Source organism: Prochlorococcus marinus str. MIT 0912 (assembly GCF_027359595.1).
Lineage (GTDB): Bacteria > Cyanobacteriota > Cyanobacteriia > PCC-6307 > Cyanobiaceae > Prochlorococcus_B > Prochlorococcus_B marinus_C.
The window spans coordinates 554,803-577,075 of sequence record NZ_CP114783.1 but is presented as its reverse complement, the minus strand read 5'-3'; the positions used below and the strand labels follow the sequence as shown (position 1 = coordinate 577,075).

General features: G+C 37.2%; 41 protein-coding genes. 26 read left to right on the top strand and 15 right to left on the bottom strand.

Going from position 1 to position 22,273, the window contains the following annotated elements; genetic code table 11:
• Positions 1 to 77 precede the first annotated feature (77 nt).
• The 6 genes from O5640_RS03660 to O5640_RS03635 all read left to right on the top strand — a co-directional run bounded on the left by O5640_RS03660 (position 78) and on the right by O5640_RS03635 (position 2,473).
• Positions 78 to 287, top strand: coding sequence for a hypothetical protein (locus O5640_RS03660; RefSeq protein ID WP_269613283.1), 210 nt, complete (start codon positions 78 to 80; stop codon positions 285 to 287).
• 171 nt (positions 288 to 458) lie between these two features.
• Complete coding sequence (locus tag O5640_RS03655; RefSeq protein ID WP_269613281.1) at positions 459 to 749, top strand: hypothetical protein; 291 nt, start codon at positions 459 to 461, stop codon at positions 747 to 749.
• Between the two features lie 471 nt (positions 750 to 1,220).
• Positions 1,221 to 1,517, top strand: a complete 297-nt coding sequence (locus tag O5640_RS03650) for a DUF1330 domain-containing protein (protein ID WP_269613280.1) — start codon at positions 1,221 to 1,223, stop codon at positions 1,515 to 1,517.
• Between the two features lie 81 nt (positions 1,518 to 1,598).
• Positions 1,599 to 1,742, top strand: a complete 144-nt coding sequence (locus O5640_RS03645; RefSeq protein ID WP_269613279.1) for a hypothetical protein — start codon at positions 1,599 to 1,601, stop codon at positions 1,740 to 1,742.
• A 229-nt stretch (positions 1,743 to 1,971) separates the two neighbouring features.
• Entirely contained in the window at positions 1,972 to 2,154 is a 183-nt protein-coding gene (locus O5640_RS03640) for a hypothetical protein (RefSeq protein WP_269613278.1), read from the top strand.
• The gene (locus tag O5640_RS03635) at positions 2,147 to 2,473 is read left to right on the top strand and encodes a DUF3104 domain-containing protein (protein WP_269613276.1); all 327 of its coding nucleotides are present in this window, start codon (positions 2,147 to 2,149) and stop codon (positions 2,471 to 2,473) included. Before O5640_RS03640 ends, O5640_RS03635 begins: the two co-directional genes overlap by 8 nt.
• A gap of 91 nt (positions 2,474 to 2,564) precedes the next feature.
• On the opposite strand, the gene O5640_RS03630 is transcribed toward O5640_RS03635, so the two are convergent.
• The 5 genes from O5640_RS03630 to O5640_RS03610 all read right to left on the bottom strand — a co-directional run bounded on the left by O5640_RS03630 (position 2,565) and on the right by O5640_RS03610 (position 4,705).
• On the bottom strand, positions 2,565 to 2,732 hold the full coding sequence (locus tag O5640_RS03630) for a hypothetical protein (protein WP_269613275.1): 168 nt from the start codon (positions 2,730 to 2,732) through the stop codon (positions 2,565 to 2,567).
• Between the two features lie 183 nt (positions 2,733 to 2,915).
• A complete protein-coding gene (locus O5640_RS03625) occupies positions 2,916 to 3,140 on the bottom strand; it encodes a class IIb bacteriocin, lactobin A/cerein 7B family (protein ID WP_269613248.1) in 225 nt (74 codons plus the stop codon).
• A gap of 329 nt (positions 3,141 to 3,469) precedes the next feature.
• Positions 3,470 to 4,018, bottom strand: a complete 549-nt coding sequence (locus O5640_RS03620; RefSeq protein WP_269613274.1) for a PDZ domain-containing protein — start codon at positions 4,016 to 4,018, stop codon at positions 3,470 to 3,472.
• Complete coding sequence (locus tag O5640_RS03615) at positions 4,019 to 4,411, bottom strand: hypothetical protein (protein ID WP_269613273.1); 393 nt, start codon at positions 4,409 to 4,411, stop codon at positions 4,019 to 4,021.
• Positions 4,412 to 4,705 (bottom strand): Notch domain-containing protein, encoded by a 294-nt coding sequence (locus tag O5640_RS03610; RefSeq protein ID WP_269613271.1) that lies wholly within the window; start codon positions 4,703 to 4,705, stop codon positions 4,412 to 4,414. It lies immediately after the preceding gene.
• A 117-nt stretch (positions 4,706 to 4,822) separates the two neighbouring features.
• Here O5640_RS03610 and O5640_RS03605 point away from each other — a divergent pair, with 117 nt between their 5' ends.
• Together O5640_RS03605 and O5640_RS03600 are read left to right on the top strand one after the other, a co-directional pair.
• Entirely contained in the window at positions 4,823 to 5,050 is a 228-nt protein-coding gene (locus tag O5640_RS03605) for a hypothetical protein (RefSeq protein WP_269613270.1), read from the top strand.
• A gap of 79 nt (positions 5,051 to 5,129) precedes the next feature.
• Complete coding sequence (locus tag O5640_RS03600; protein WP_269613269.1) at positions 5,130 to 6,260, top strand: porin; 1,131 nt, start codon at positions 5,130 to 5,132, stop codon at positions 6,258 to 6,260.
• A gap of 70 nt (positions 6,261 to 6,330) precedes the next feature.
• On the opposite strand, the gene O5640_RS03595 is transcribed toward O5640_RS03600, so the two are convergent.
• The gene (locus O5640_RS03595; RefSeq protein WP_269613268.1) at positions 6,331 to 6,519 is read right to left on the bottom strand and encodes a hypothetical protein; all 189 of its coding nucleotides are present in this window, start codon (positions 6,517 to 6,519) and stop codon (positions 6,331 to 6,333) included.
• Positions 6,520 to 6,840: 321 nt separating this feature from the next.
• Positions 6,841 to 7,020, bottom strand: coding sequence for a hypothetical protein (locus O5640_RS03590; protein WP_269613267.1), 180 nt, complete (start codon positions 7,018 to 7,020; stop codon positions 6,841 to 6,843).
• 176 nt (positions 7,021 to 7,196) lie between these two features.
• Between O5640_RS03590 and O5640_RS03585 the strand changes: the two genes are divergently transcribed.
• The 3 genes from O5640_RS03585 (at position 7,197) to O5640_RS03575 (ending at position 8,299) form a co-directional block, all read left to right on the top strand.
• Complete coding sequence (locus O5640_RS03585) at positions 7,197 to 7,544, top strand: hypothetical protein (protein ID WP_269613266.1); 348 nt, start codon at positions 7,197 to 7,199, stop codon at positions 7,542 to 7,544.
• A gap of 177 nt (positions 7,545 to 7,721) precedes the next feature.
• The gene (locus O5640_RS03580) at positions 7,722 to 7,889 is read left to right on the top strand and encodes a hypothetical protein (protein ID WP_269613265.1); all 168 of its coding nucleotides are present in this window, start codon (positions 7,722 to 7,724) and stop codon (positions 7,887 to 7,889) included.
• 260 nt (positions 7,890 to 8,149) lie between these two features.
• A complete protein-coding gene (locus O5640_RS03575; protein ID WP_269613869.1) occupies positions 8,150 to 8,299 on the top strand; it encodes a hypothetical protein in 150 nt (49 codons plus the stop codon).
• 92 nt (positions 8,300 to 8,391) lie between these two features.
• On the opposite strand, the gene O5640_RS03570 is transcribed toward O5640_RS03575, so the two are convergent.
• The 3 genes from O5640_RS03570 to O5640_RS03560 form a co-directional block, all read right to left on the bottom strand.
• Entirely contained in the window at positions 8,392 to 8,991 is a 600-nt protein-coding gene (locus tag O5640_RS03570) for a PCC domain-containing protein (RefSeq protein WP_269613263.1), read from the bottom strand.
• A gap of 624 nt (positions 8,992 to 9,615) precedes the next feature.
• Positions 9,616 to 9,906 carry a DUF3104 domain-containing protein gene (locus tag O5640_RS03565; RefSeq protein ID WP_269613262.1) on the bottom strand — a complete coding sequence of 97 codons (291 nt, stop codon included), beginning with the start codon at positions 9,904 to 9,906 and terminating at the stop codon, positions 9,616 to 9,618.
• 94 nt (positions 9,907 to 10,000) lie between these two features.
• Positions 10,001 to 10,243, bottom strand: a complete 243-nt coding sequence (locus O5640_RS03560) for a hypothetical protein (RefSeq protein WP_269613261.1) — start codon at positions 10,241 to 10,243, stop codon at positions 10,001 to 10,003.
• Between the two features lie 376 nt (positions 10,244 to 10,619).
• Here O5640_RS03560 and O5640_RS03555 point away from each other — a divergent pair, with 376 nt between their 5' ends.
• The 6 genes from O5640_RS03555 (at position 10,620) to O5640_RS03530 (ending at position 15,083) form a co-directional block, all read left to right on the top strand.
• Positions 10,620 to 10,799 (top strand): CCRG-2 family RiPP, encoded by a 180-nt coding sequence (locus tag O5640_RS03555; protein ID WP_269613260.1) that lies wholly within the window; start codon positions 10,620 to 10,622, stop codon positions 10,797 to 10,799.
• Positions 10,800 to 11,366: 567 nt separating this feature from the next.
• Complete coding sequence (locus tag O5640_RS03550; RefSeq protein WP_269613259.1) at positions 11,367 to 12,644, top strand: calcium-binding protein; 1,278 nt, start codon at positions 11,367 to 11,369, stop codon at positions 12,642 to 12,644.
• A 211-nt stretch (positions 12,645 to 12,855) separates the two neighbouring features.
• Positions 12,856 to 13,059 carry a hypothetical protein gene (locus O5640_RS03545; RefSeq protein ID WP_269613258.1) on the top strand — a complete coding sequence of 68 codons (204 nt, stop codon included), beginning with the start codon at positions 12,856 to 12,858 and terminating at the stop codon, positions 13,057 to 13,059.
• A 356-nt stretch (positions 13,060 to 13,415) separates the two neighbouring features.
• Positions 13,416 to 13,907 carry a hypothetical protein gene (locus O5640_RS03540; RefSeq protein WP_269613257.1) on the top strand — a complete coding sequence of 164 codons (492 nt, stop codon included), beginning with the start codon at positions 13,416 to 13,418 and terminating at the stop codon, positions 13,905 to 13,907.
• Entirely contained in the window at positions 13,865 to 14,662 is a 798-nt protein-coding gene (locus tag O5640_RS03535; protein ID WP_269613256.1) for a hypothetical protein, read from the top strand. Before O5640_RS03540 ends, O5640_RS03535 begins: the two co-directional genes overlap by 43 nt.
• Positions 14,663 to 14,783: 121 nt before the next feature.
• Positions 14,784 to 15,083 carry a hypothetical protein gene (locus O5640_RS03530; RefSeq protein ID WP_036904025.1) on the top strand — a complete coding sequence of 100 codons (300 nt, stop codon included), beginning with the start codon at positions 14,784 to 14,786 and terminating at the stop codon, positions 15,081 to 15,083.
• 107 nt (positions 15,084 to 15,190) lie between these two features.
• On the opposite strand, the gene O5640_RS03525 is transcribed toward O5640_RS03530, so the two are convergent.
• The gene (locus tag O5640_RS03525; RefSeq protein ID WP_269613255.1) at positions 15,191 to 15,340 is read right to left on the bottom strand and encodes a hypothetical protein; all 150 of its coding nucleotides are present in this window, start codon (positions 15,338 to 15,340) and stop codon (positions 15,191 to 15,193) included.
• 69 nt (positions 15,341 to 15,409) lie between these two features.
• Positions 15,410 to 15,628, bottom strand: coding sequence for a hypothetical protein (locus O5640_RS03520; protein WP_269613254.1), 219 nt, complete (start codon positions 15,626 to 15,628; stop codon positions 15,410 to 15,412).
• Positions 15,629 to 15,747: 119 nt separating this feature from the next.
• Here O5640_RS03520 and O5640_RS03515 point away from each other — a divergent pair, with 119 nt between their 5' ends.
• Positions 15,748 to 16,032 carry a DUF3104 domain-containing protein gene (locus O5640_RS03515; RefSeq protein ID WP_269613252.1) on the top strand — a complete coding sequence of 95 codons (285 nt, stop codon included), beginning with the start codon at positions 15,748 to 15,750 and terminating at the stop codon, positions 16,030 to 16,032.
• 182 nt (positions 16,033 to 16,214) lie between these two features.
• On the opposite strand, the gene O5640_RS03510 is transcribed toward O5640_RS03515, so the two are convergent.
• Complete coding sequence (locus O5640_RS03510) at positions 16,215 to 16,385, bottom strand: hypothetical protein (RefSeq protein ID WP_269613251.1); 171 nt, start codon at positions 16,383 to 16,385, stop codon at positions 16,215 to 16,217.
• Positions 16,386 to 16,421: 36 nt separating this feature from the next.
• On the opposite strand from O5640_RS03510, the gene O5640_RS03505 reads away from it, so the two are divergent.
• The gene (locus tag O5640_RS03505; RefSeq protein WP_269613250.1) at positions 16,422 to 16,556 is read left to right on the top strand and encodes a hypothetical protein; all 135 of its coding nucleotides are present in this window, start codon (positions 16,422 to 16,424) and stop codon (positions 16,554 to 16,556) included.
• A 127-nt stretch (positions 16,557 to 16,683) separates the two neighbouring features.
• Positions 16,684 to 16,980 (top strand): hypothetical protein, encoded by a 297-nt coding sequence (locus tag O5640_RS03500; RefSeq protein WP_269613249.1) that lies wholly within the window; start codon positions 16,684 to 16,686, stop codon positions 16,978 to 16,980.
• A gap of 374 nt (positions 16,981 to 17,354) precedes the next feature.
• Here the strand turns inward: O5640_RS03500 and O5640_RS03495 are convergent, their stop codons facing one another.
• Complete coding sequence (locus O5640_RS03495; protein WP_269613248.1) at positions 17,355 to 17,579, bottom strand: class IIb bacteriocin, lactobin A/cerein 7B family; 225 nt, start codon at positions 17,577 to 17,579, stop codon at positions 17,355 to 17,357.
• A gap of 187 nt (positions 17,580 to 17,766) precedes the next feature.
• Between O5640_RS03495 and O5640_RS03490 the strand changes: the two genes are divergently transcribed.
• From O5640_RS03490 to O5640_RS03475, 4 genes are all read left to right on the top strand, one after another.
• Positions 17,767 to 18,027, top strand: coding sequence for a hypothetical protein (locus tag O5640_RS03490; RefSeq protein ID WP_269613247.1), 261 nt, complete (start codon positions 17,767 to 17,769; stop codon positions 18,025 to 18,027).
• A 299-nt stretch (positions 18,028 to 18,326) separates the two neighbouring features.
• Positions 18,327 to 18,584: a hypothetical protein gene (locus O5640_RS03485; protein ID WP_269613245.1), complete on the top strand. Its 258-nt coding sequence runs from the start codon at positions 18,327 to 18,329 to the stop codon at positions 18,582 to 18,584.
• 431 nt (positions 18,585 to 19,015) lie between these two features.
• A complete protein-coding gene (locus O5640_RS03480) occupies positions 19,016 to 20,407 on the top strand; it encodes a flavin monoamine oxidase family protein (protein ID WP_269613244.1) in 1,392 nt (463 codons plus the stop codon).
• Positions 20,408 to 20,443: 36 nt separating this feature from the next.
• Complete coding sequence (locus O5640_RS03475) at positions 20,444 to 21,163, top strand: dienelactone hydrolase family protein (RefSeq protein WP_269613243.1); 720 nt, start codon at positions 20,444 to 20,446, stop codon at positions 21,161 to 21,163.
• A 114-nt stretch (positions 21,164 to 21,277) separates the two neighbouring features.
• Here O5640_RS03475 and O5640_RS03470 read toward each other — a convergent pair whose 3' ends face one another.
• Positions 21,278 to 21,439, bottom strand: coding sequence for a hypothetical protein (locus O5640_RS03470; protein WP_269613242.1), 162 nt, complete (start codon positions 21,437 to 21,439; stop codon positions 21,278 to 21,280).
• A gap of 187 nt (positions 21,440 to 21,626) precedes the next feature.
• Between O5640_RS03470 and O5640_RS03465 the strand changes: the two genes are divergently transcribed.
• The gene (locus O5640_RS03465) at positions 21,627 to 21,806 is read left to right on the top strand and encodes a CCRG-2 family RiPP (RefSeq protein ID WP_269613241.1); all 180 of its coding nucleotides are present in this window, start codon (positions 21,627 to 21,629) and stop codon (positions 21,804 to 21,806) included.
• Positions 21,807 to 21,977: 171 nt separating this feature from the next.
• Positions 21,978 to 22,250 (top strand): class IIb bacteriocin, lactobin A/cerein 7B family, encoded by a 273-nt coding sequence (locus tag O5640_RS03460; protein WP_269613240.1) that lies wholly within the window; start codon positions 21,978 to 21,980, stop codon positions 22,248 to 22,250.
• Positions 22,251 to 22,273: the final 23 nt, after the last annotated feature.

Genomic DNA, 22,273 nt, shown 5'->3' with positions numbered 1-22,273 from the left:
GAGATTTCAAGCTTTTACCATCCTCAGACAGAAACAATAACCACTGCTAGAAAGCAGAAAGTTTAGAGAGGAATTACATGTCAGAAGAAGAACTAAATCAAGAACTATCAACTGATGAGCTAAAGGATGTTTCTGGAGGACTTAGATCGGATCACATAGGTGCCTTAAAATCATCACATTTTGCTAATAAGGCAAAGTGGGCTAATCGCCTAACCACAGACTCAGGAGTAGAAAAACCTGGTAAAGAAGGTGGCTATACGGACAAGGGAGCAACTTGTCATGACTAGTAGTTTTCTCTCAAATTGGTTACTTGGTCATCATTGAATGATTCTGGTTAGTGTAGATATTATCGGTATACCAATAATATTTGTAGTATCAACCGATCTTGCTCGTAGAGACCGAATAAAAAACTTCGGTTTATATCCTTTTAAATTCCTTAGCGTCGAGCCATAGTAGTTATGTCCTTTGAAAGATTGCTAATGTATTCGTCATTTTTTGATGCTGTATTCTCTGACTCTTTCTTATCTCCTATGAGAACTGTTTATGTTGTCTCGGATAGTCAGTTAGAAGAACTAAAACTTAAACAACATCAAAAAGAGCTTGATAATATTGAGACTTCTCGTAAGAGACTTGAGGAGAACTATCAGGCTCGAGTCAAAGTACTTGAAGAGCGTGAGCATGAACTACAAGAAGAGCTAAAAGCTATAGCTCCAGCGAATAAAGAGAAAGAAAAACAACCTATTATTTAGTTCTCCAGTGCTTGTTTAGAACACTGTTTTGTCTTGGCCTTTTCCATCGAATACAGGGGAAGAGCTTCGCAATAGCGGTAAAGGATTGATGAATATTTCAACCCCCTACCTGCAGTCGTAAAAAGAAATCGCTTGGGGGGTGGGTCTGTGACACACATATGACATTCTAATGTTATTTGTTAGTTCCAAATCAATCTTCAGCTTTCTTTTAAGCTATATGACCTAGTGCTTGAGGATCACTAGGTCACTGGTTCGAATCCTGTTGCCCTGATCGCTCATAGACAGGTTTCCCCTCCTGTCTTTTTTAATGATTTTTTGGCTGATCAGCTGTTTGTGTCAGATATGTGTCAGGAATGAGATCAAAGCAGAATCCAAAAGTTTTATGGAATAAAGGAAGTTAAAGGATTCTCTGATATTCATATACAAAGAAGATGGAGTATGTGAAACTCTTTTGAATTATTTTTTTGTTTCATGACTAAGGGGCTTTGGCTTGTTACTACTACGGTTACTAATCCAGCTTTTGCTGAATATGTTGAAGCCTTTCAGCCTTGGGTGGAATCGGTAGGTGGTTCAGTAATTGCGAAAGATATGAAAGCCGAAACTGTTGAAGGAAAAGGTGGAAAATTAGGTGTCATTATTGAGTTCCCATCAAAACAAGCTGCGGTCGATGCTTTTAACAGTTCGGAATATCAAGAACTAAGCAAATTACGCTGGGCTAATTCAACTGATACAAATATCACCATCATTGATGGCGGAGTAACTCATTAATGAATGTTCAATTTGATTTAACTGTATTTAACGGCTACAGAAAAATGCTCTTAAGATGTTGGAACTACTTTTAAGTTCAAAATGAAAAAGGTTATTCCATTAGTTTTTGCTCTTTCAGTTATTGCTGGTCCATCTCTTGCTTGGGGTTGGGGTGAAGGGGGTTGTTCTAAAGACAAATCAAATCAAGATGCTAAGACTGAGCAATTAGAAGAAACTGACGCTTAAGTTGGAAGACCAAACAAACCAGGAAGAATTTTTAATTGAATATTTTGCTGGCATCAAAAAAGGTGAATTTTATGAGGAACCAGTCCAAGGAGAGTATCCCGATTGGTAGATTTAAATCTCGGTTGACAGTCGATTTTTTAGGGGGCAGTTAGCCTTCTATTTTTTTGGAATAAATCAACTACAGCACTTCGACTGGCTGGTAGTAAGTAATCAAACATTAGTAATCGCTATGACTGAAGAATGGAAACCAACAGCTGATCAAATAAATGGGGTAATTAGCAGCAGTTGTGAATTTATTGAAGACGAAGCCAATGACTTACTTGAAGAACTCCAATGTCCTCCCGACTACATAGCTGGAATTTTGAAATCAATTGCCAGTGATTTTGAGAGTAAGGAAAAGAAAGATGCATGAAATAGAAGAGGATCCACTATTCCTTCGTGTCAAATCCAGAGACACTGTTCTAGTTGGTGAGGATGAAATTTGCAAAGTTCTCTCATTTGTTGGAGGTGCAAGAGATCCATTAGCTCCCACGCTTTTTCAAGTCGCAAATGTAGATACAGGTGAAATTAAATTTGTGCATGGTGAAGAGGTTAGAGAGATAGTTTCCACTTACGAGCAAGAAGTACAACAAAGAATTGAATATCCGACTGAAGGACCAATAACTAATATACTTCCAACGGTTGAAAACCATGAGAAAAAAATAGGCAAAAAGAAATTGAGTAGGAATTAGACAGAACCGACAAAAAAATACCCCGCCAAAGCAGGGTAAATAAATTAACGGGCTAATTAATATCTGCGTACAGATCTTCCACGATTTTTTTTTATCTGGTGAATTTCTTTCCGGGCTTCTTAACGATGATCTTTCCAGTCTTATTATCAAATATCCAAGGCATGCGAGGAAAGTTACCACTACATGTTCCACACCATGGACGAGAGGTGCCTGCAGAAATTTCAGATAGTTGATCAAGAGTGAGTTCAGTGTTGTTCATTGTCTTAGATAGTTGTGAGGGTTAAATCCCTTCGATGTACTTACTATCTCTCGAATCAATGACTCACGTATTGATCTGGTTCAACTAGTCCTGTGAGATTGGTCACACGAGGTGAGCAAGAAAAAAGCACCCAGTTAATGAGTGCTTTTAGACGAATTGAATTATTAATTATGTAATTTTGATTTAGTTATCTTCTTGCTTTTTATTCTTTTTTTTATTCTTGTCTTTTCCACCAAATGAAGACTTAAAACTTCCAGGACTGCCGGCTTTCTCAGCAGCAACCCAGCCAATGACAACAGTTGCGAACATTGCACCTACGAGCATACTGGCAGGACATAAGCCTCCAGAAATATCTTCAAGTTCATTAAGACTTAGTTCTTGATCAAGAGTGAGTTCAGTGTTGTTCATTGTCTTAGATAGTTGTGAGGGTTGAATCCCTTCGATGTACTTACTATCTCTCCAATTAATGACTAAGGTGTTGATCTACTTCTGCTTAATCTGTGAGTTTAGTCACAAGTGATATTTCATGTTTTTATATTCCTATGTCAGCGACAATAACCACTGCTAGAAAGCAGAAAATTTAGAGAGGAATCTCATGTCAGAAGAAGAACTAAATCAAGAGATCAAAGCTCGCGTAAGTTAATTGTCTACAATTTTGAGAGGTTTACACTAGAAAACTTTCGAGCCATCGGACGATCCACATCATCCCTTCAACCAAGGACCCTGATAATCGCTTGTTATCTCAATGACTTTCCATTTCGCTGCAACATCGGGTCTAAGTTTGATGGCAACTCTCGATTAAACCATTCTCTTATCTTCATTTGATTCAGAGATTCGTTATTTGGAATTTCAAAAGTATCCCTAATCAAGCGAATTTTAATTTTTTTCCTTTTTCCTTTTTCGTTTGTTCTTCCAAGAACTAATTTTACAGGCTTATCTTTTGGTCCTTTGATTAATTCAATTACTTCTTCTATACCCACTCCTTTAGTTGATTTCCCATCTACCTCAAGAATTACGTCACCTGATTCAATATTTGCATCAGAGGCAGGAGTTCCATTAATAATTGATAGTATTGTTATTTCATAAGTTTCAGTATTTAGGAATAGATTAACGCCTATACCAGTAATTTCTTTTTTGAGCTTAAGACTTGAACTCTGGTTTGCTCTTACGCAGCCTGAATAATCTCTAGCATCGAGACAGCGTTTATGTATTTCATCATTTATTTTAGCCTGTGCAGGAGTAGGTAAAGCAATAGCAGTGAGTAGAGGAAGTAGTAAGCTTTTCATTTATTTACCTTTTAGTAATCCATAAGTACACAAAACTGGATTTGCAATTAGAACAATCCAAAACGGTGGAGGTGGACCAGCATCAACAATGACTCCTGCATTAAGAGTATTGAATACTGCAACTATTAAGAGGCAAAGCATCAATATCAATTCACCCAGTAAAACTTTCTTGGCAGATTCATGATCTCTGATGGAACTAGAAATTATCAATAAGAAAGCAATACCTATATTTGTTGCTGCAACAACATCAACAGAGCCTCTAATAAATAACAATGTTTCTGATGAGACTGATGGAGCAATGGTATCAACAGAAAAAATCAACATGTTTATTAGCAGTACACCCAATAACAAGTGAAGAGATCCAACAGTTTTTAGGATTATTTTTATTTTCATTTATTTACCAATAGCTTTTTGACTCGTACAGGTTTGATATGCCAAAGCTTTAGCAAAGTCATTTGTATCAAGTCCAAACTCTTCTAATTGTTTCGCATTAAATTTTTCAAGAACTTCAGGGACGGTATAAAGCTCTGAATATGTACGAACACACAAATTTTTATTCCTTGATTCTTGAATGACAGGATTGACCCAGCATCCAAATAGAATTAAGAATCCACCAAAAGTAACGACTCTTCTATGGTTTCTCCACCATTCATAACTGTTGAGATTTAGTGCTTTTTGTAAATCCATGAAATAAAGTTTTTTTATTGAAGGGGCAGAACTTGTTGGTTCTCACTCGGCATTAAAGCAATTCTAAAAACTAAAGACATCTTTACATGCGCTTTTGCATGGCTTTGTGCCGAGCTTATGTTTCCACTAATTCTATTTATGTGGGCATTGGATACTAAGAAAACCAGAATTAACAGATATAGAAGTTATTGCTGGAGTTGGAAAAAGATTGCTGATGTTTATGAGTCAGCCCAACAACAATGGATTTGGCATTTGGGAGAAGATGTGATTGTGGCACTTAAAAGCAAGCATCGTCCATTTGTGTCTTCTTATCGACCATCACATTTAGATCCCTCTTTTCTGTAAGAGAGCTTTTCAGTCCCATTACTGTTCGCAGATGATCAGTTAAACCCAATCATTTCTATATTTATATTTTTAGGTAGATGTGTCTAATTTGTCGGGGGCGTCTTTAACACCTGAAGTGCCTGATGTATCAATAAATACATCAGGTTGTCTGCTTTTTTACGACAATAAATTCAATCTTAATTTGTGTGAGGACACAATGAAGCTTTTTCAGCGTTTGCTGGTAGCTCCTGCAGCTCTAGGCCTTATGGCTCCAGTTGCCGTTAATGCAGATACTGCATTTTCATCAACGACCACTCTTGGTGGAAGTGCTTTTTTTACTGTTGGTTCAGTTGCAGATGGCGGAACAGATGACAAGTCAGAAGAGCTTTATATGCAGTACAAGTATGTACTTAGCATGAAATCTAGCTTCAGCGGTGAAGACCTACTTGTTACTGGTATTAAAGCTGGTAACGCATCTGGTCCATTAGCATCTATGGATAGCGCTTACGGTGGTGGTGCAGATCTTGCTGTCAAAGATCTCTTTTACTCATTCCCAGTTGGCGATCTAGAAGTAACAGCTGGTCCTTTGGTTGACCAAGATGATGTTGTTGCAGCAACAACTTCTGCTTACTCAGATGCTTTCAGACTAGGCAGCATGCCTTACTCTTTGGCTGGTAGCGAAACTGGTCCTGGAATTGGTGTTGCTTACTCTAATGACAGCGGCGTAGTTGCTTCTGCTAGCTTCGTTTCTGTTGGTGGTGCTGATTCAACAGTAGGAATCGGTGGTGACAATGGTGATGACGTAACAACTGTAACCCTTGGCTACAACGGTGACGGATTTGGTGGTGGTCTTGTAATCGCTTCCAACGACGGTGAAGCTGGAACAACTGGTTACGACACATTTGGTGGCGGTATCTATTACAGCCCTGAGTCCATCCCAGCAACTATCAGCGTTGCTTACGACACAAAGGATCCAGAAGGAACAGCTAAAGACGAAACTGACTTTTTCGTTGGTGTCGACTATGAAGTAGGTCCTGGAACATTAAGTGCTGCTTACAATTCAACTGATGTTGATGGAAGCGATACTTTTGATAGAACAGGATTTGAAGTTTCTTACACCTATGCAGTGAACGACAGCGTTACCATCACTCCTGGTTTCTTCACAGTAGAAGATACAGGTGCTGGTGATGACGACTCTGGTGTTGTTGTTGAAACAGTGTTTAGCTTCTAAACCATAAAAGCAAATCAATCCCCTCTGATGGGTAATTGAATAAATGGGACTGGCAAAAGTCAGTCCTTTTTTATTTTATGTTCTTTCTGCTTTCTCTAGCATTTGAATCATTTTCTAATGTTGTATTAATTAGGCCTTGGAAGTCACCAAAAGCTGAAGCTATACCAAACATCACTACAAAACTTAAACCAGCAATAATCGTCACTACCCAAGTACCTGTCCCCATATTGAGTGGCACGGCAAATAATGGATTAGACATTCAAAAATTAATTACTAATAAAATTACCTTAGAGAGTTTTTTTATGAAAACAAAAACTTATCAGGGTACATATATGGTTGCATGAGGTTGTACAAGGTCGCAACTTGTCACTTCCCCTCAGATCACTAATTTTCATTGCTTGACAGCATTTTTCATAATCTGTATGTTCTTATCAGACAACGCCATTTCTGGACAGTTAGCTAATGGACGGATTCCTTAGTTGTCTATTTTGATAGTTGATGCTAAATAGAAAATGCCCCTTCTAAGTAGATATTAGTAAAATAAAAATAGCTAATAACGCGATTAATTATTGAGATAGATTCATTTTCCACCATTACATTCGATAATCGCTACGACTGCTGAATTATATTTCTGCCCTAGCTTTTCCATACAATAAACTTCTGCTGTGCTTTTAATTGCTACTGGAACTTGAGTTAGAGCTAAAAGCATCAGTGCAAATCCAGTCCCTGGTGCATGAATATTTAATTTAAAACCGCTCATCCATGTTCTCTTAGACATGCGTATCAATCATTTACTCCTTGTTTATAGCTATCTCTAGGCGATAGTTAATGCATGTATTAATTTTTACCTTTAACAACATCAAAGTCATGAAAGCAGGATGAATCAACTGAAGAAACGCTTTTTAAGTTAATAATATGCTGCAAAATAAATTCTCAATGGCCTCTAACCTTTATATCGTTCATCACGAATTCAGAGCTGGTACTTCCTCTAAGTGGTGGAAAACTGCTTATGCAGCAATGGCTCCTGGTGGAGGATGGGATGAGGCTGTAGGAGCCAACAAAGAAAAAGGGTTTTTCAACCATTCAGCTAATGCTGTTACTGCAAATGGTCCTCTCTACTGTATTTGGGAAACAAAAGAAGGGATTTCCATAGAAGAATTTCAGGAATTCATTGATGGTCCTACAGGGCCTGGTTTTGGACTGAGTGCATTAATGAATATCTGCAAGCCAATAGACACATCATTAATGAACGGACAAACACCATACCCAAGAGTTTTCTCCTAAACCTGTCAAAATGAAAATGTTGACAGCCGATTGCTATCGGAACCATTGGGGCTGACTTAGGTCAGTCCTTTTTATGTGAGAAGGGAACTGATTGAGAATTTCCAGACTCTTATGTAAAGATCATGCACCAAAGATTTCCAAAAACACTACCCTTAGCGTAAATTCGTTGCGAATTAAATGACCTCACCACCAGATAGGCCTTTTGTTTACTCAGAAATCGTCACGCATACCACTTTGGAACTAATGACCAAGCTGACCGAATATTCATCTCCAGCAAAGCAAGAAGCAAAGATTGAAGCTCAGAGAAGTAACTCAGAAGAGAAGCTTTTGAGAAAACACGCCTAAAGAGAGAGCGCTGAAAAGAATGTCCAGCAGAGGAAAGTAAGGTAACGAGGCACTTACCCCCCAAATAATAATGATGCCTGATGTGAAATTAAATTCTGGTTCTGATGAGGTAGGAATGAAATTCAAAGTTATTGGAATTTCAGTAACTTTTGGCTTAAACGCTATTGTTTTTATCTGGTATTTCTTCTTCTCCGGTCTTACCTAAAAAGAATCATCATGGAAGAATGAACTTCGCTGATAACTAGGCAAGAATATTTGTTGTGATTATGTTTCTTATGTTTGGAGAAGCTCAGATCATTGGAGATATCGTTCCCAATCTGATTGCTTTTGATTTGTTCCTTGGAGCGATTGGATACTTTGCCTCAACGGGAAAAATGGCTGAGATGTTCGGCTGGAAAAACAAGAATTAACAGCTATGGAAGTTACGGCTGGAGTTAAAAAAGATTGCCGGAATTTATTGAGTAAGTCCTACGACAGTTGGGAGGTGGAGTTTGATAACTCACTAACTGCTTAATTTGCCAGAAGCTTGAAGTTCAGCTAATTCTGAGTAACCACCAATAAATTCTTCATCTATAAAAATTTGAGGAAAGCTCGAATAATTACTTCTTTTATGAAGGGAATTAAAATCATCATCATTTTCTATCACTTTTATTTCATGTGGTATTTGTAATGTTCTCAGCATCCGAACAGCTCTCGAGGACCATGGACAATTTGGAAGTATAAATATTTCAACTGTTTGTTGATTAGTATTGACTTCTTTTTTATTTATAGTCTCATCAAGAAATCCTATTAATAAGTCAGCGCCTTTAAGTATTATCGTTCCCTCCTCTAGGTGACCGGCCCATACCTTGCATTCTCCATCTGAAAGACTTATATGAAGATGACATTTGTTTGGCGATATTGTTCCATTTAAGGCTATTATTTCTAGATGATTTTCAACTGTAGTAACTTGTCCTTTCCCCGGACATTGAAATTTAGCCATAGATAAATTACCTACTACACTCAAAACATATCCAGATTTATTCTCTTTTATCGCCAGAGCTTGAAGACTATTAAGAAGATCACTTCCAGATTCAAGTTGTAATGTCTTTGGATAAATCAAATTTTAAGAATAATCCCAAAAAATATTATCCTCTTGTTTGGAAATTTTTTAGTTTATGGAGTTTTTGTAAAAATATGATTTAAGCGATAAAGTTTCATAAAACCTTTCTAGCTGATCTAGTTCATCTTATCTTCTTGCTTTAAACGAAATGTCCCTGACATATTCGGTGCACGCCCTACTGCTGTTAGGCAATGGTCTATGGCTGAAGGATAGAACAAGAAAACCCTCTTTTTAGGAGGATTAACTAAGACTGTGTGAGGAAGTTTTTTAAGGGAAAAGATTGAATATTCAATTCTTTCAGGTTCTCAAAAAAAAGTGCAGAACTAATGAACTTTTTTTGAATTTGCGAAGAGAGGACAGGATTTCGACGTCTATCCCCTGATCTTGCTTGATGATGCTTCCTTATTACGCCATCAACTTGCTATTTTAAAAAAGAACTTCTCTAATACTGATGTTCGGTTGAAGTAGAACTTTCCAAGCTTTGCTTGTTTTCTAGCCTGATTTCACTTATATTTTTAATTGAGGCCAAACCTCATCAAGACATAATTGACTTTATATAGTACGAGTTGATTAATAACCCCTTTAGTTATTGGAATTTCTAGAGGGGTTTCTTGTTGGTTATTTCTACTGCTGTTGTTGCTGCTGTATTTGCTCGAAAAAAGTAGAAGGCTTTTTGATTGTTGTCCGATATTCACAAACTATTTCAGTAACTTCCTCACCCTGAATCCAGCGGATTTCGCCAGAATCTACGTTGGCAATTTGAAAGAGTGAGGGTGCATCAGGATCACGAGAGCCGCCAACAAAAGTAAGAACTTTTCCAATTTGCTCCTTTTCATATAGAACAGCGTCCCCAGGTCTGACTTTTAAAAATAAAGGTTCATCCATAAGTTCATTCTGTCCAAATCCATCAAGCAAGGGAAGTATCCTTTTAGACCAGATTTCTAAGTCTGTTAAATAAGGATCAGTTTTTGATATGGGTGATATTGATGGAGATGATCCATATTGGTAGTTATTCAGTGTTCAACTTCGGCTCGTAGACCGCTCCATTACATAAACCAACAGCGAGTGATTCTTTTGCTTTCTTGTCCCATCCCTTTAATTGTCTTACATCCTTTTCAAGAAATTTCACTGTGTTATCTAAGCAGCGATTCCAATAAGCAGCTTGTCTTGAAACAGGTATTAATTCGATAGCTATACAAGAGACCCCTAGAGCTATGACACCGAAAAATGCTTTCTGTAATGATTCACCCATGAATGGAGATATTTAATTAATGGAATTAAAGCGCATTTATCTGAAATTAAGAATCCTTTAGAAACTTAAAAGTAACTTTGATTACAGCAAGAAGATGAATTGAATTTGATTAGCTAGAGCACAAGAAAAACAAACTTAAATGCAAGCAATACAAGGTCTTCAAAAATCTGTTTAGCTATTAATTGATGGCCTTAATAATTAGAAAACCTTCTATTGGGCCCTTTGATAATTAAATTGATGTCTGAGGAGGCAAAACTTGAAATATCACTTGTGACCAACCTCACAGATTAAGCAGAAGTAGATCAACACCTTAGTCATTAATTGGAGAGATAGTAAGTACATCGAAGGGAAACGACCCTCACAACTATCTAAGACAATGAACAACACTGAACTAACTCTTGATCAATTATCTGCAATTTCTGGTGGCAACAGGATCAAATTTAATCCAATTCGCCATCGCAGGCTTGGAATAATCACTCTTCCAGAGATCCTAAAAGATCAGTTGAAGCGCAGAGAATTAAAATTAGAAGACTTTTACGTCAATGGGAAGAAATGATCCAATGAAATAAAATGAATCTTTGCCCTGCTTTTGCGGGGTATTTTTTTGTCGTTATGAGATTGTGACGAACCTCACAGATTCATCAGAAGTAAATCAATACCTCAGTCATTGATCAGAGAGATAGTAAGTACATCGAAGGGACTCAACCCTCACAATTCTCTAAGACAATAAACAACACTGAACTCACTCTTGATCAACTATCTGAAGTTTAGGTGGGGGTGTCTTTGCCAAACTTGATGTTTTAAACAAGTCATTCACTCTAATTACAGACCACGTGGTTTTGATATTGGACTATTTTTCAAGCCTTGAGCTAGTAATAAAGCCCTGCTTCGGCGGGTTTTTTGATGGCGTATTTTACTGATTTTCTTCTCTTGCTTTCTCCATAGCTTCATAAAATTGAAAATAGGTTCTTCCTAGAGCATTAACTGTGAGTCGTCCGAAGGCCGAGCATTTGCCTGGTAGAGATATTGTCCTTTGTGAGAGAGACGGTTCGAACCCAGCTCTTCCTTTTAGCTTTTACTTTTTGCTGCTCTTTTCTTTCTTTTTTACCTTTAAAGTTTAACTGTGAGCAATCTCACAGTTAAACATGAATCTAGTCAAAACAACTCCAAGCCTTTCGAAATATTTTATGGAGGTACCGAAGGAAAATTCCTTACACAATCTTTTCGAACCATGCCAACAACAACTACTACTCTAGACTTCCTAAACTACGAAAGTCTAATTACAGGAGATGCTGATGATGATATAACTATCACTGATCATGTCACACATAGTCGGTTATATACAGGACGTGGAAATGATGCTATTTCGATTGGCGGTGAAGTTGATCACTCTGCGATAGGAACAGGTTCTGGTGCAGACTCTGTTGTTATTGGTGGTGAAGTTAATAACTCAAGAATTCACTCTGGGTCAGGCAATGACTTTCTTTCTTTTAACAGTCATGTTAATAACAGTAGAGTCTATTCTGGCTCAGGAGATGATTCAGTAGTTTTCCAAAGCAATATCAATAACTCAAGAGTACTCACTGGAAGCGGAGATGACGAATTAGTTTCAAATGGAGTTATTAATGAAAGCAATATTCATATGGGATCAGGTCAAGATTTCTTAATGTCTTATGGTGGTTTTTCCACTACTAGTATTTCAACTGGAAGTGGGGATGATAGTGCAGTAGTTGTGGGTAATATTGAGAGTAGTAGATTAGGACTAGGTAGTGGCAATGACATCCTAAATACATTTGGAGATGTTCTCGAAAGTAATATTCATAGTGGCAGTGGCAATGACACCCTTAATTTTAATGGAGACGTTTTAGATAGCGTTGTGCGTAGTGGAAGTGATAATGATTTTCTTGCCTTTAATGGTGTACTTGCAGATAGTTTTGTTGATACTGGTAGTGGAAATGATTACGTCAGCTTGAATGGTGATATACATGGTTCCGTGATAAGATTAGGGCAAGGAGATGACATTATCGACTCAAGATATTCATGCCCTGAGGACAGTTCTACTGCTGTATTTCATGGAAATAGAGGTAATGACATCTTAAACGGAGGAGCAGGGGATGAAGTAATGTATGGCGGAGCAGATGATGACATATTGGCTGGTGGTGGTGGGAATAACGAGTTATTTGGAGAAGGTGGTAGTGATTTGTTTGTTTTAGTGAGTGATGATGGGCATAGTTCTATCAAGGACTTTGAAATTGGTATAGATGAAATCATGGTTGTTGGTAGTAGCCCAGTCACGACAACATTTGATGGAACTAATACACTTTTCTTTAATGGAAGTGAGCATTTTGGAACAGTGGAAGGTGCTTTAGTGTCTGCATCAGCACCCGGCATGTTTATTTAATAGCTACTTCAAAGTAGCTTACTTAATCTAAGACCAACGACTATAATCAAGGATGAATAGTGGTATTAAAAACGCTGTAGTGAGGGCCAAGAGAAGATAAAAAAGAGGGATTGAGTCCCTCTTTTTTTTGTCTTAAATTACTTAATCATGAAAAAAGTAGGTTTAATTAGAATTCAATTAACCGAAAAAATATCGTCTACAACAAAATGATTTGTTGTTAAGTGATGGTGATGTACTGCGAAAAGCTGATCTAACCTTCTACGCAACTCAATGTGATTTAGCAGCTCAGAGAACAGATGATGTTGCATTAGCAAGAGAAGGACTTCCAATAACCGAAAGGGAAAAAACTAATGAAATAACCTTTTTCACTTTGAACTTAAAAGTAGGTTTCCATATCTTAAGAGCATTTTCCTAAGTCCGTTAAATCCCTTTAATTCCGTCATCCATCCAAAGCTCTGGTCTATTCAAGATCAAGCAAAAACCTGTTCAGGGAGGGGCTCTCACCTTCCATATGACATAAACGTCTTAAAGCCATAAAAAAGACAGGCTGGTAAACCTGTCTCTGAATGATCGGGGCGACAGGATTCGAACCTGCGACCTAGTGCTCCCAGAGCACCCGCTCTTCTCTAGTGAGAACAGTTATATTTAATCTATAACTGCAATCATAGATGGTCTACTTACCCTTGAGACAGTAAACTAACGACCACTAAAGGTTGCTTTTACCCCCAGGTGGGGGTAAAAATAAGGGATTAGCGACCTAGCGCTCCCTAATTGGCGAAAACAGTCGATCAACCAAGTTGGGTAAAAGAATTTAGGAAAGCTGTTAAAGCGTCTACCCCAAAAGGGTGGTTAGTCATGCAAGGAAAGAAAGAATCAACAAGAGTTCAAATTCGTAAAGATGCTAACAAAATTGCAGATATAACAATTCCATATGCATGGAAAGAATCAGATTGGCCTGATGCACTTTTAAGAATTAGATCAGCAGCAAAAGCTTATCAAGAATCAAACCAGAGATTAGATATAAAAACTTGCTTCAATATTGCTCATAAAGTTTCAAGCAAAACTGAAATCAACTGGGAAGAAACAATCGAGGCTTATAGGGAATTTAAAAAAGATCGTGTAAAAGATTCGACTTGGCGTAGCAAATATCACCCTGTCTTTAAGAACGTAATCAAGGCCACTAGAAATAGTTCCAAAGCATCTTTAAATGGGCCAGCACTGTGTGGGTTGCACTTAAACAATGGCAACAAGGAACACCAATAAGAAGACACATGCGCCTAGCCCTTTTTGGGTTTCTTCGGTTTTGTGTTCAGGAACAGCAGTTCGAGTCCACGTGGTTGCCCCCAGCCGTAACAGATAAAGATTTAGTTACCACTAAAAAAAGAATTGGTTATCCATTAACTGATTCGCAAATTCTTCGATTATTAGATTCTTTCCCAGTAGATGAAATTGGCAATAAATGGAGGTTTGCTTTTCAATGCATAGCTGTTTATGGCCTTAGACCTGAGGACCTCCGAACTATCCACACCCGCAATGGTGGACAAGAGATTTGGACTAATTACGAAAAATCCAGAGGTGGTAAGAAGGGAGAAAAAACAGAGGCTAGACGTTTATATCCTTTGCTGGTCCATGACATTGATGGCCCCCTTAACTGGCATCTAAAAGAACAATTAGCGTTATGTGAGAAGGAAGGTTTGAACCTTCTTCCCCTACTTGGGAAAGAAGGTAATGCTGGCGATGCTTGCAGAACTTACTTAAGTCGCAGAAAAGTTTGGGAGGCTATCAGGAAAGAAGTTTCGAGGGAAAATCAAGAATTAACTACTTACAGCTTTCGCCATAGATATGCCTACTGCGGTCATAATCGACCTAAAGCAGATGGAAGTTATAGAGCACCAAAACAAATTGCTGATGCAATGGGCCACACTTTAAACACTCACCTTTTGAGCTACTCAAGATTCCAAACAAAAGATCTTGCTAGTGCTTTTGACGAGACATCACTCCTAGTTAAAACTGCATAACAAGAAAATCCAGGCATTTAAAGTAAGCTTCATTATTTCAATTTTTGAAAGATCAAAATAAATACTGATTGCCACAAATCAATTTTTTGTAAAAATAGATACAAACATTAAGGAAAATAGATTGAACCTAAAAAACAAATTCACTTCAAAGTCATCGCAAGTTCCAATAGGAACCCAAGAGGCAAGAATAAGAAATGACCGCCAAGCTGTTTTTCAGGTTGTAAGAGATTTAGTACAGGCTCAATTTGCCCGAGGTGATGAAGAGTTAACCAAGAGACTTTGGCAGGATGTTGCAGATAGAAAGATTGACCTGGACCGTGTGATAAATCTTATGTATACCTGTTCTTTTCATGAAGATGATGAAGAAATGACCAAAGTTGATGAGACTTATCAAAAGACGGGATTGGTTGGTATGAATTAATTACTATCCCCTACGATCACACAATATAAATAAGACAAAATCTCGGACATCGACAACATTGCAGAGTCATGTCATGAATATTTTATATTTTTCTCTTTATTAGGCGATTATTTACTATCTTTATCTCGCCAATCTCGTTTCAATACATAGTCTTTGCTGTTATCTAGGTAAACCACCAGAAAACCAAATAAAAGTCCAATAAAAGCAACTAAAATCACGAGTTGATTAATTGGAGAAAGATTTGGTAAGAAATTCATTTAAAATATCTAATTATTAATTTATAGTCACCTTTCATATTTTTTTATGACTCACTTCATAAATCTTTTTTAGACCTTTCGAGGCTTTTGATTGGATGAATTTCTATTTGAAGGATGAAACCTAAGCTGATCTCTAAAATCCTCATCACCCCAGTAGTAATCATCGTAAAATGAAAATGCTGACATAGCGACACCAGCTGTAAGGAGTGCCCCAAAGATCAAAACAATATAGAGAAGAGAAGAAGAAGGAACCCAATTACCAGTTCCAGAAATAACCGCAAAAGGCATGGTCGAAAGAACAATTAAATTTCCATACAACTAGATTGGCTAAGGAAAATGTTTTTACTAGCTGAAAGAAATACCCAATTTGTATAAATTCTTATGATTGGTCAAAAAGAATACTTCCCTTGCTTGATGGATTTGGACACAATGAAAGAATGGATGAACATTTATTTTTAAAAATCAGACCGGGTGACGCTGTTCTATATGAAAAGGACCAGATTGGAAAAGTTCTTACTTTTGTTGGCGGCTCTCGTGATCCTGATGCACCCTCACTCTTTCAAATTGCCAACGTAGATTCTGGCGAAATCCGTTGGATTCATGGTGAAGAAGTTACTGACATCGTTAGCGAATATCGGACAACAATCAAAAAGCCTTCTTCGCTTTACGAGCAAATACAGCAACAGCAATAAAAAAAAGAGGCTATTTGCCTCTCTTCTGATTATTCCTTTTAATCCTGCAAAGATCGCAGTTGTCTTTGTTGGGGATGGTGAAGGGAGTAAAGAGTTTCATAAAGCCTCCTTTCTTACACCTTTTGTCTAATCCTTCTTTTCATTGGATGGGAGTAGGAAAGCACTACCCCAACCGAACATCATTACTTCAAGAGTACTCTTATGATTAACGAATCGGTGAATGGAATGTTCAACCCCTGTCTCACCGAAAAACTTTCACCCCATACCGCAATGACATCAAGTAATAATTCTTCAGCAGCTAAGTTCCTAGCTCTTTTTTGTATCCCTGCGCTAATCCTTGCATCAACTTCCATTGATGTTGTTAATTCTGTAATCGTTTAATTAGCACAATGCCTAAAAATTTTTTACCTGATTTTTACGAATCCATTCTTGAAGCTTCAGACAAAGGAGAGCTTTGGGGAATAGAAAATAGTGATTTAACCCCGCTAGAAATTCAGTTGCTTCTTTCTCATGACTTCAGTTGATAAAGATTATTCGAAAAGAAGGCTTTTAAGTTTCTTCCTTTTCTTATTTTGGGGAAAATTATATTTGCCGCTTGGTTTATTTCCTACTTAGTGCAACTCTAATTTTTCTCAACCTAATGTTGCAGCAATGTATGATTTAATTGGGAATTTTATAATTACTGCTGACCCATGGCTTGGGCGTATTCAAAGTGAGATGGATGCAAGGTATGTAGAACAGTCATCTTTGACTAATCTTTTTACTGAAAATAAATTTTGGGGTTGGGCTGGACTTCTTTCGATTTTCGTAGCGTTAGCCGCAATATTTTATTTTCAATTTCAAGCGTGGGAACAAGAAGATCAAGAACAAGAGAAACTTACTCCTAAACAAAAAGAGTTTGTCGAGTTTCTTGAGAAGGCCTCAAATCAATCAAGGGATAAGAACTAAGCCAAAGACCAGCGCCTGACAATAGTAGGACTAACTCCGTAAATATCAGCAATCTTTTCCAACTCCAGCCATAACTTCTTTATCTGTTAATTCTTGTTTTCTTAGTATCCAATGCCCACATAAATAGCATTAGAGGAACCATGAGCACAGCACAAAACCATGCGAAAGCACATGTGAATGACATTAGATTTTTAGAAATGCTTTAATGCCGAGTGAGAACCAACAAGTTCTGCGACTTCGACTTGTTCAGTTTATTTCTTTTCTATCGTCTTTCTCTTCTTCCTTCTCATTTTGATAACAGCTTAAACAAGAAGAAAGCACCCAGTTAATGAGTGCTTTTAGACGAATTGAATTATTAATTATGTAATTTTGATTTAGTTATCTTCTTGCTTTTTATTCTTTTTTTTATTCTTGTCTTTTCCACCAAATGAAGACTTAAAACTTCCAGGACTGCCGGCTTTCTCAGCAGCAACCCAGCCAATGACAACAGTTGCGAACATTGCACCTACGAGCATACTGGCAGGACATAAGCCTCCAGAAATATCTTCAAGTTCATTAAGACTTAGTTCTTGATCAAGAGTGAGTTCAGTGTTGTTCATTGTCTTAGATAGTTGTGAGGGTTGAATCCCTTCGATGTACTTACTATCTCTCCAATTAATGACTAAGGTGTTGATCTACTTCTGCTTAATCTGTGAGTTTAGTCACAAGTGTTATTTCAAGTTTTTTCCTTCTTCAGACAGCGACAATAACCACTGCTAGAAAGCAGAAAATTTAGAGAGGAATCTCATGTCAAAAGAAGAAATGAATCAAGAGCTATCAACTAATGAGCTAAAAGATGTTGCGGGTGGCGTTGTTGATTTTGGTGGTAGTCAATTCAAGCCAAAAGCAAATAAGGGTTGGTGGACTGTTGATGGAGCAGATTTTAGAGGGAAATTTAAATCTTTAAGAAATCGTTTTCGTAATGGTAAAGCTAATCCTAATTGGACCATGGATCAAGAAGGTAGTGCATACACTGCTCAAAAGGGAGATGGGTCAGGAGATGCTTGATGAGTCAAGTATGAAGTTTGCACTAATTTTTTACTACAATTAAACGTTTATTGGGTCCTTTGTAAATTAATTCGATGTGGGTTGTCCGAAGGCCCGATAATTCTTTAGCATTAAGCTTTAAAAGATAGGGACACCTGTGTCTCTAAGTCTTGAAACAAGCTGATATAAGAGCGATTAGGGCAGAATCAAGCGAAAACCAAAACCACTGAAATAGTTGACTAAAGTGTCTACAATTTTTACTTCCTTCAGACAGCGACAATGACCACTGCTAGAAAGTAAAGACCATAGAGAAAAATCTCATGTCAGAAGAAAAAAAGGATCAAGAGCTATCAACTGATGAGCTAAAAGATGTTGCGGGTGGATCTTGGACTGTTGAAGGTAATCTTTGTAAAACGACAGGATTAAAAAAAGAAAATGATTCAGTTTATCTTGGCCCTATAGGTAGCGATGGCATTTCTAAACCAAATAGTTCAGCTGCGCTTGGTCCTATAGGACATGATGGCATCGCCAGTAAAGGAAATAGAAAAGACTCCCTATGGGATTTAGAAGATGCTTAAACAGATAAAAGTACATCAATTCTGTATTAAAAAATTTTAATAACTACTAATAGCTGAGAAACTCCTACAAAAAAATCAATGGATCAAATAGTATTAGATATATTTGATCTCTTATTAAAAAAAACAAGATTTAGAGACGTTAACCTATTGTGAATTAAAAGAGTTCAGAAAATTTGCGATTTGGTCTAGAGAGAGAACTGCCAAAAAAACTTTTATAAAGGATGAGGTATTTGGTTAAAACAAATCAAGTGACTAGCCAGGAAATGGAAGGCGCCGCTTATCTCTAAACAATGAAATTTATGTTTGTGCGATGAAGAAAAAATTAATTCCTAACGAGAATCTTGATTTAGAAAAGATTCCTAATCCACATAAATTTTTATTTTCAAGTAGCAAAGCAACAGATTCCTAATTAAATTAAAAAAAAAAAACCAATGCCAATCAATCAAAATATCTTAACTCGTAGACGATTATTAAAATTATTACTGTTGGCCTATTGCGCATCGATGATGCCTCCAGTATTAGGTCGAAAATCTCAATTATTAAAAGGGAAAAATATCATCGTAATTGGTGCGGGAATTTCTGGATTAACAGCAGCAAGCGAACTTATACAAAAAGGAGCAAATGTAACCATACTGGAAGCCAACAATTACATTGGTGGGCGAATTAAAACCGATTGGTCACTTGGGAAGGATGCTCCTTTTGAAGTTGGTGCAGGATGGATTCATGGGCCTTCTCAAGACAATCCAACAAAACAATTGGCAGACAAAAGTGGTTGTAAATACTTTTTAACTAATGACGATAATATTTCGACATTCGATGCAGATGGCACTATATGGTCTGATGATAAATTTGCAGCTGTTGAAGAAAAATGGGAAAAAGCTTTATATCTTGTAGATGAAGAATTAGAACTTAATGATAGGAGAAGTTTAAGAAAGGCAATACAGGATATTTATCCTGCGGCATTAAATGATCCTGGGGTGTTATGGGCACTATCTGCATATACTGAATTTGATAAAGGAACTTCTATAGAAAAGGTTTCTGCTGTTTTTCATGACGACGATAAAGCCTTTGATAAACCAGATGTAATTATTACTAATGGATATGATTCAATTATAAAAAAACTTTCAAAAAATTTAGATATTCGATTGAATAATAAAGTCAGTGAAATTGATATATCAAATAAGGATTTTGTAAGAGTTCAATCTAATGATAAAGAGCTTAAATGTGATTCCATCATTTGCAGTGTTCCCTTAGGCATTTTGAAAGCAAAAAATATAAAATTCAAGCCTTCATTGCCTAAAAAATATATTAAAAGCATTGATAAATTGGGTTTTGGATCAGTAACTAAAATAGCAATGAAATTTAATGATGTTTTTTGGGATAAAGAAACTCAGTATTTTGGTGTAAATACAGAGATAAAAGGCCGTTGGAATTATTGGTTAAATTACCGAACTTTTAGTAGAGAAAATATTTTATTGGGATTAAGTGTTGGGGATTATGCTCTTATTGCAGACCAAATGAATGAAAAAGAAATGAAAAACGATGCAATGATCGTTTTGAGAGATGTATGGGGGCAAAATATACCTGATCCTACAGATATTCTTACAACAAGATGGTCTAAAGAAGAAAACATTCTTGGTGCATATTCTTATCCATCCCCAGGATCAACTCCTCGAGATTACAAAGTTTTATCTACACCAGTCGATGGGAAATTATTCTTTTGTGGAGAACATACAAATTTTGATTATTCTGCGACTACTCACGGAGCATATTTAAGCGGCATTCGTGTAGTCAAAGATATTGAGAAAGCAATCTTGAATTAAATTATATTAGGAATCAAATTTGTTTTTGCTTGAGATATGGAGGGACGTTGGGTACATATAGAAAAAGGTCCAGTGCAGTTACGTTGCTGGTGGAATAATCCTCAGAAAGAAAGTAAGCATGTTGTTCTTGTTCTACCAGAAGTCTTTGGTGTTAATAGTTGGTTAAGAAGCGTCGTTGATCGACTTGCAGAACAAGGTATTCCTGCTTTAGCAATGCCATTATTTGCTAGAACAGCTCCAGAGTTAGAACTTGGATATACCGATGATGATTTAGTAGAAGGGCGTCGGCATAAAGAACAAACGACGACCAGGCAAATTCTCGATGATACGACTGCTGCATTGAATTGGTTAAAACAGCAGTACAGCCAGTCAAAAATAATTGTTGTTGGTTTTTGTTTTGGTGGTCATGCAGCACTTATTACATCAACACTTCCAGAAGTCGATATAACTTTTGATTTCTATGGTGCTGGTGTTGCAACCACTAGACCAGGAGGAGGACCTCCTAGCTTGGAATTATTGAGTCAAACCTCAGGAAAATTAACTTGTATTTGTGGAACTGGTGATTCATTAATACCTGAAGCTGATCGAATATCTATCCAACAGGCTTTAAGAGAAGCAGATTCTTCTGAAGTCAGATTGAGTTATGTAGAAATTGAAGATGCTGATCATGGATTTATGTGTGAACAACGAGCAAGCTTTAGCCCCAACGCCTCCACACTTGGCTGGCAATTGTTGATGAATGAATTTAAAGAATAAGAGTGAATCATTTGGGTTCTTCTTGGACCGAGATTCATGGGTTATTTCGGATCGCAAAGTCTGGCTAGACAGCGTCTAAAAAAAGTTGTTACATTTACACTTTCTCAATAACTCTCAGACTTGTTCCCTTGCAATCATTTTCAAGGATCTGCTGGCGTTCGGTTCATACTTATTTAGGAAACGAGTCTTAGATTGAGCTGCAGCTTCTGTTAATCCTCCAGCAACATCTTTTAGCTCATCAGTTGATAGCTCTTGATTTAGTTCTTCTTCTGACATGTGATTCCTCTCTAAACTTTCTACTTTCTAGCAGTGATCATTATTGCTGTTTAAGGAGCGTCAATACTTGAAATATCACTTGTGACCAACCTCACAGATTAAGCAGAAGTAGATCAACACCTCAGTTAATGATTCGAGAGATAGTAAGTATATCGAAGGGAAACGACCCTCACAACTATCTAAGACAATGAACAACACTGAACTAACTCTTGATCAATTATCTGCAATTTCTGGTGGCAACAGGATCAAATTTAATCCAATTCGCCATCGCAGGCTTGGAATAATCACTCTTCCAGAGATCCTAAAAGATCAGTTGAAGCGCAGAGAATTAAAATTAGAAGACTTTTACGTCAATGTGAAAAAATGATCCACTGAAATAAAATGAATCTTTGCCCTGCTTTGGCGGGGTATTTTTTTGTCGTTATGAGATTGTGACCAACCTCACAGATTCATCAGAACTAGATCAACACCTCAGTCATTGATTCGAGAGATAGTAAGTACATCGAAGGGATTCAACCCTCACAACATTATTTTTATCATGACTACTTCTTACGTCATCGAAACCGTCGATCAAGAGCTTCAGTTAAGTGACCTTCAGAGCATCAACGGCGGAGTAATACCAGTAGCTGGTGCTTATGCTATTTGGGCCGTCGGTATTGCAACAGGTGCGCTGGCTAAAACCGTTTATGATATGGCTGACCGTGAAAAAATTGCTGATGCTGTTCATGACTTGATCAGTTCAGATGATAACTCTAGTCAAAAAGGTGGAAAGGGGAGAAAGGGTAGAAAGGGTGGGAAGGGTAGAAGGTGAAGAGGAGGATCTCTTTTTCATCT

Excerpts from the sequence above, each read along its gene's own strand:
- O5640_RS03635 (WP_269613276.1), top strand. The coding sequence starts at position 2,147 with ATGCATGAAATAGAAGAGGATCCACTATTCCTTCGTGTCAAATCCAGA.
- O5640_RS03490 (WP_269613247.1), top strand. The coding sequence starts at position 17,767 with ATGTCAAAAGAAGAAATGAATCAAGAGCTATCAACTAATGAGCTAAAA.
- O5640_RS03640 (WP_269613278.1), top strand. The coding sequence starts at position 1,972 with ATGACTGAAGAATGGAAACCAACAGCTGATCAAATAAATGGGGTAATT.
- O5640_RS03615 (WP_269613273.1), bottom strand. The coding sequence starts at position 4,411 with ATGAAAATAAAAATAATCCTAAAAACTGTTGGATCTCTTCACTTGTTA.
- O5640_RS03495 (WP_269613248.1), bottom strand. The coding sequence starts at position 17,579 with ATGAACAACACTGAACTCACTCTTGATCAAGAACTAAGTCTTAATGAA.
- O5640_RS03650 (WP_269613280.1), top strand. The coding sequence starts at position 1,221 with ATGACTAAGGGGCTTTGGCTTGTTACTACTACGGTTACTAATCCAGCT.
- O5640_RS03475 (WP_269613243.1), top strand. The coding sequence starts at position 20,444 with ATGGAGGGACGTTGGGTACATATAGAAAAAGGTCCAGTGCAGTTACGT.
- O5640_RS03460 (WP_269613240.1), top strand. The coding sequence starts at position 21,978 with ATGACTACTTCTTACGTCATCGAAACCGTCGATCAAGAGCTTCAGTTA.
- O5640_RS03595 (WP_269613268.1), bottom strand. The coding sequence starts at position 6,519 with ATGTCTAATCCATTATTTGCCGTGCCACTCAATATGGGGACAGGTACT.
- O5640_RS03655 (WP_269613281.1), top strand. The coding sequence starts at position 459 with ATGTCCTTTGAAAGATTGCTAATGTATTCGTCATTTTTTGATGCTGTA.
- O5640_RS03560 (WP_269613261.1), bottom strand. The coding sequence starts at position 10,243 with ATGGGTGAATCATTACAGAAAGCATTTTTCGGTGTCATAGCTCTAGGG.
- O5640_RS03525 (WP_269613255.1), bottom strand. The coding sequence starts at position 15,340 with ATGAATTTCTTACCAAATCTTTCTCCAATTAATCAACTCGTGATTTTA.
- O5640_RS03645 (WP_269613279.1), top strand. The coding sequence starts at position 1,599 with ATGAAAAAGGTTATTCCATTAGTTTTTGCTCTTTCAGTTATTGCTGGT.
- O5640_RS03590 (WP_269613267.1), bottom strand. The coding sequence starts at position 7,020 with ATGAGCGGTTTTAAATTAAATATTCATGCACCAGGGACTGGATTTGCA.
- O5640_RS03660 (WP_269613283.1), top strand. The coding sequence starts at position 78 with ATGTCAGAAGAAGAACTAAATCAAGAACTATCAACTGATGAGCTAAAG.
- O5640_RS03485 (WP_269613245.1), top strand. The coding sequence starts at position 18,327 with ATGTCAGAAGAAAAAAAGGATCAAGAGCTATCAACTGATGAGCTAAAA.
- O5640_RS03605 (WP_269613270.1), top strand. The coding sequence starts at position 4,823 with ATGTTTCCACTAATTCTATTTATGTGGGCATTGGATACTAAGAAAACC.
- O5640_RS03630 (WP_269613275.1), bottom strand. The coding sequence starts at position 2,732 with ATGAACAACACTGAACTCACTCTTGATCAACTATCTGAAATTTCTGCA.
- O5640_RS03470 (WP_269613242.1), bottom strand. The coding sequence starts at position 21,439 with ATGTCAGAAGAAGAACTAAATCAAGAGCTATCAACTGATGAGCTAAAA.
- O5640_RS03585 (WP_269613266.1), top strand. The coding sequence starts at position 7,197 with ATGGCCTCTAACCTTTATATCGTTCATCACGAATTCAGAGCTGGTACT.
- O5640_RS03480 (WP_269613244.1), top strand. The coding sequence starts at position 19,016 with ATGCCAATCAATCAAAATATCTTAACTCGTAGACGATTATTAAAATTA.
- O5640_RS03620 (WP_269613274.1), bottom strand. The coding sequence starts at position 4,018 with ATGAAAAGCTTACTACTTCCTCTACTCACTGCTATTGCTTTACCTACT.
- O5640_RS03625 (WP_269613248.1), bottom strand. The coding sequence starts at position 3,140 with ATGAACAACACTGAACTCACTCTTGATCAAGAACTAAGTCTTAATGAA.
- O5640_RS03555 (WP_269613260.1), top strand. The coding sequence starts at position 10,620 with ATGAACAACACTGAACTAACTCTTGATCAATTATCTGCAATTTCTGGT.
- O5640_RS03500 (WP_269613249.1), top strand. The coding sequence starts at position 16,684 with ATGTATGATTTAATTGGGAATTTTATAATTACTGCTGACCCATGGCTT.
- O5640_RS03505 (WP_269613250.1), top strand. The coding sequence starts at position 16,422 with ATGCCTAAAAATTTTTTACCTGATTTTTACGAATCCATTCTTGAAGCT.
- O5640_RS03610 (WP_269613271.1), bottom strand. The coding sequence starts at position 4,705 with ATGGATTTACAAAAAGCACTAAATCTCAACAGTTATGAATGGTGGAGA.
- O5640_RS03465 (WP_269613241.1), top strand. The coding sequence starts at position 21,627 with ATGAACAACACTGAACTAACTCTTGATCAATTATCTGCAATTTCTGGT.
- O5640_RS03510 (WP_269613251.1), bottom strand. The coding sequence starts at position 16,385 with ATGGAAGTTGATGCAAGGATTAGCGCAGGGATACAAAAAAGAGCTAGG.
- O5640_RS03580 (WP_269613265.1), top strand. The coding sequence starts at position 7,722 with ATGACCTCACCACCAGATAGGCCTTTTGTTTACTCAGAAATCGTCACG.
- O5640_RS03520 (WP_269613254.1), bottom strand. The coding sequence starts at position 15,628 with ATGCCTTTTGCGGTTATTTCTGGAACTGGTAATTGGGTTCCTTCTTCT.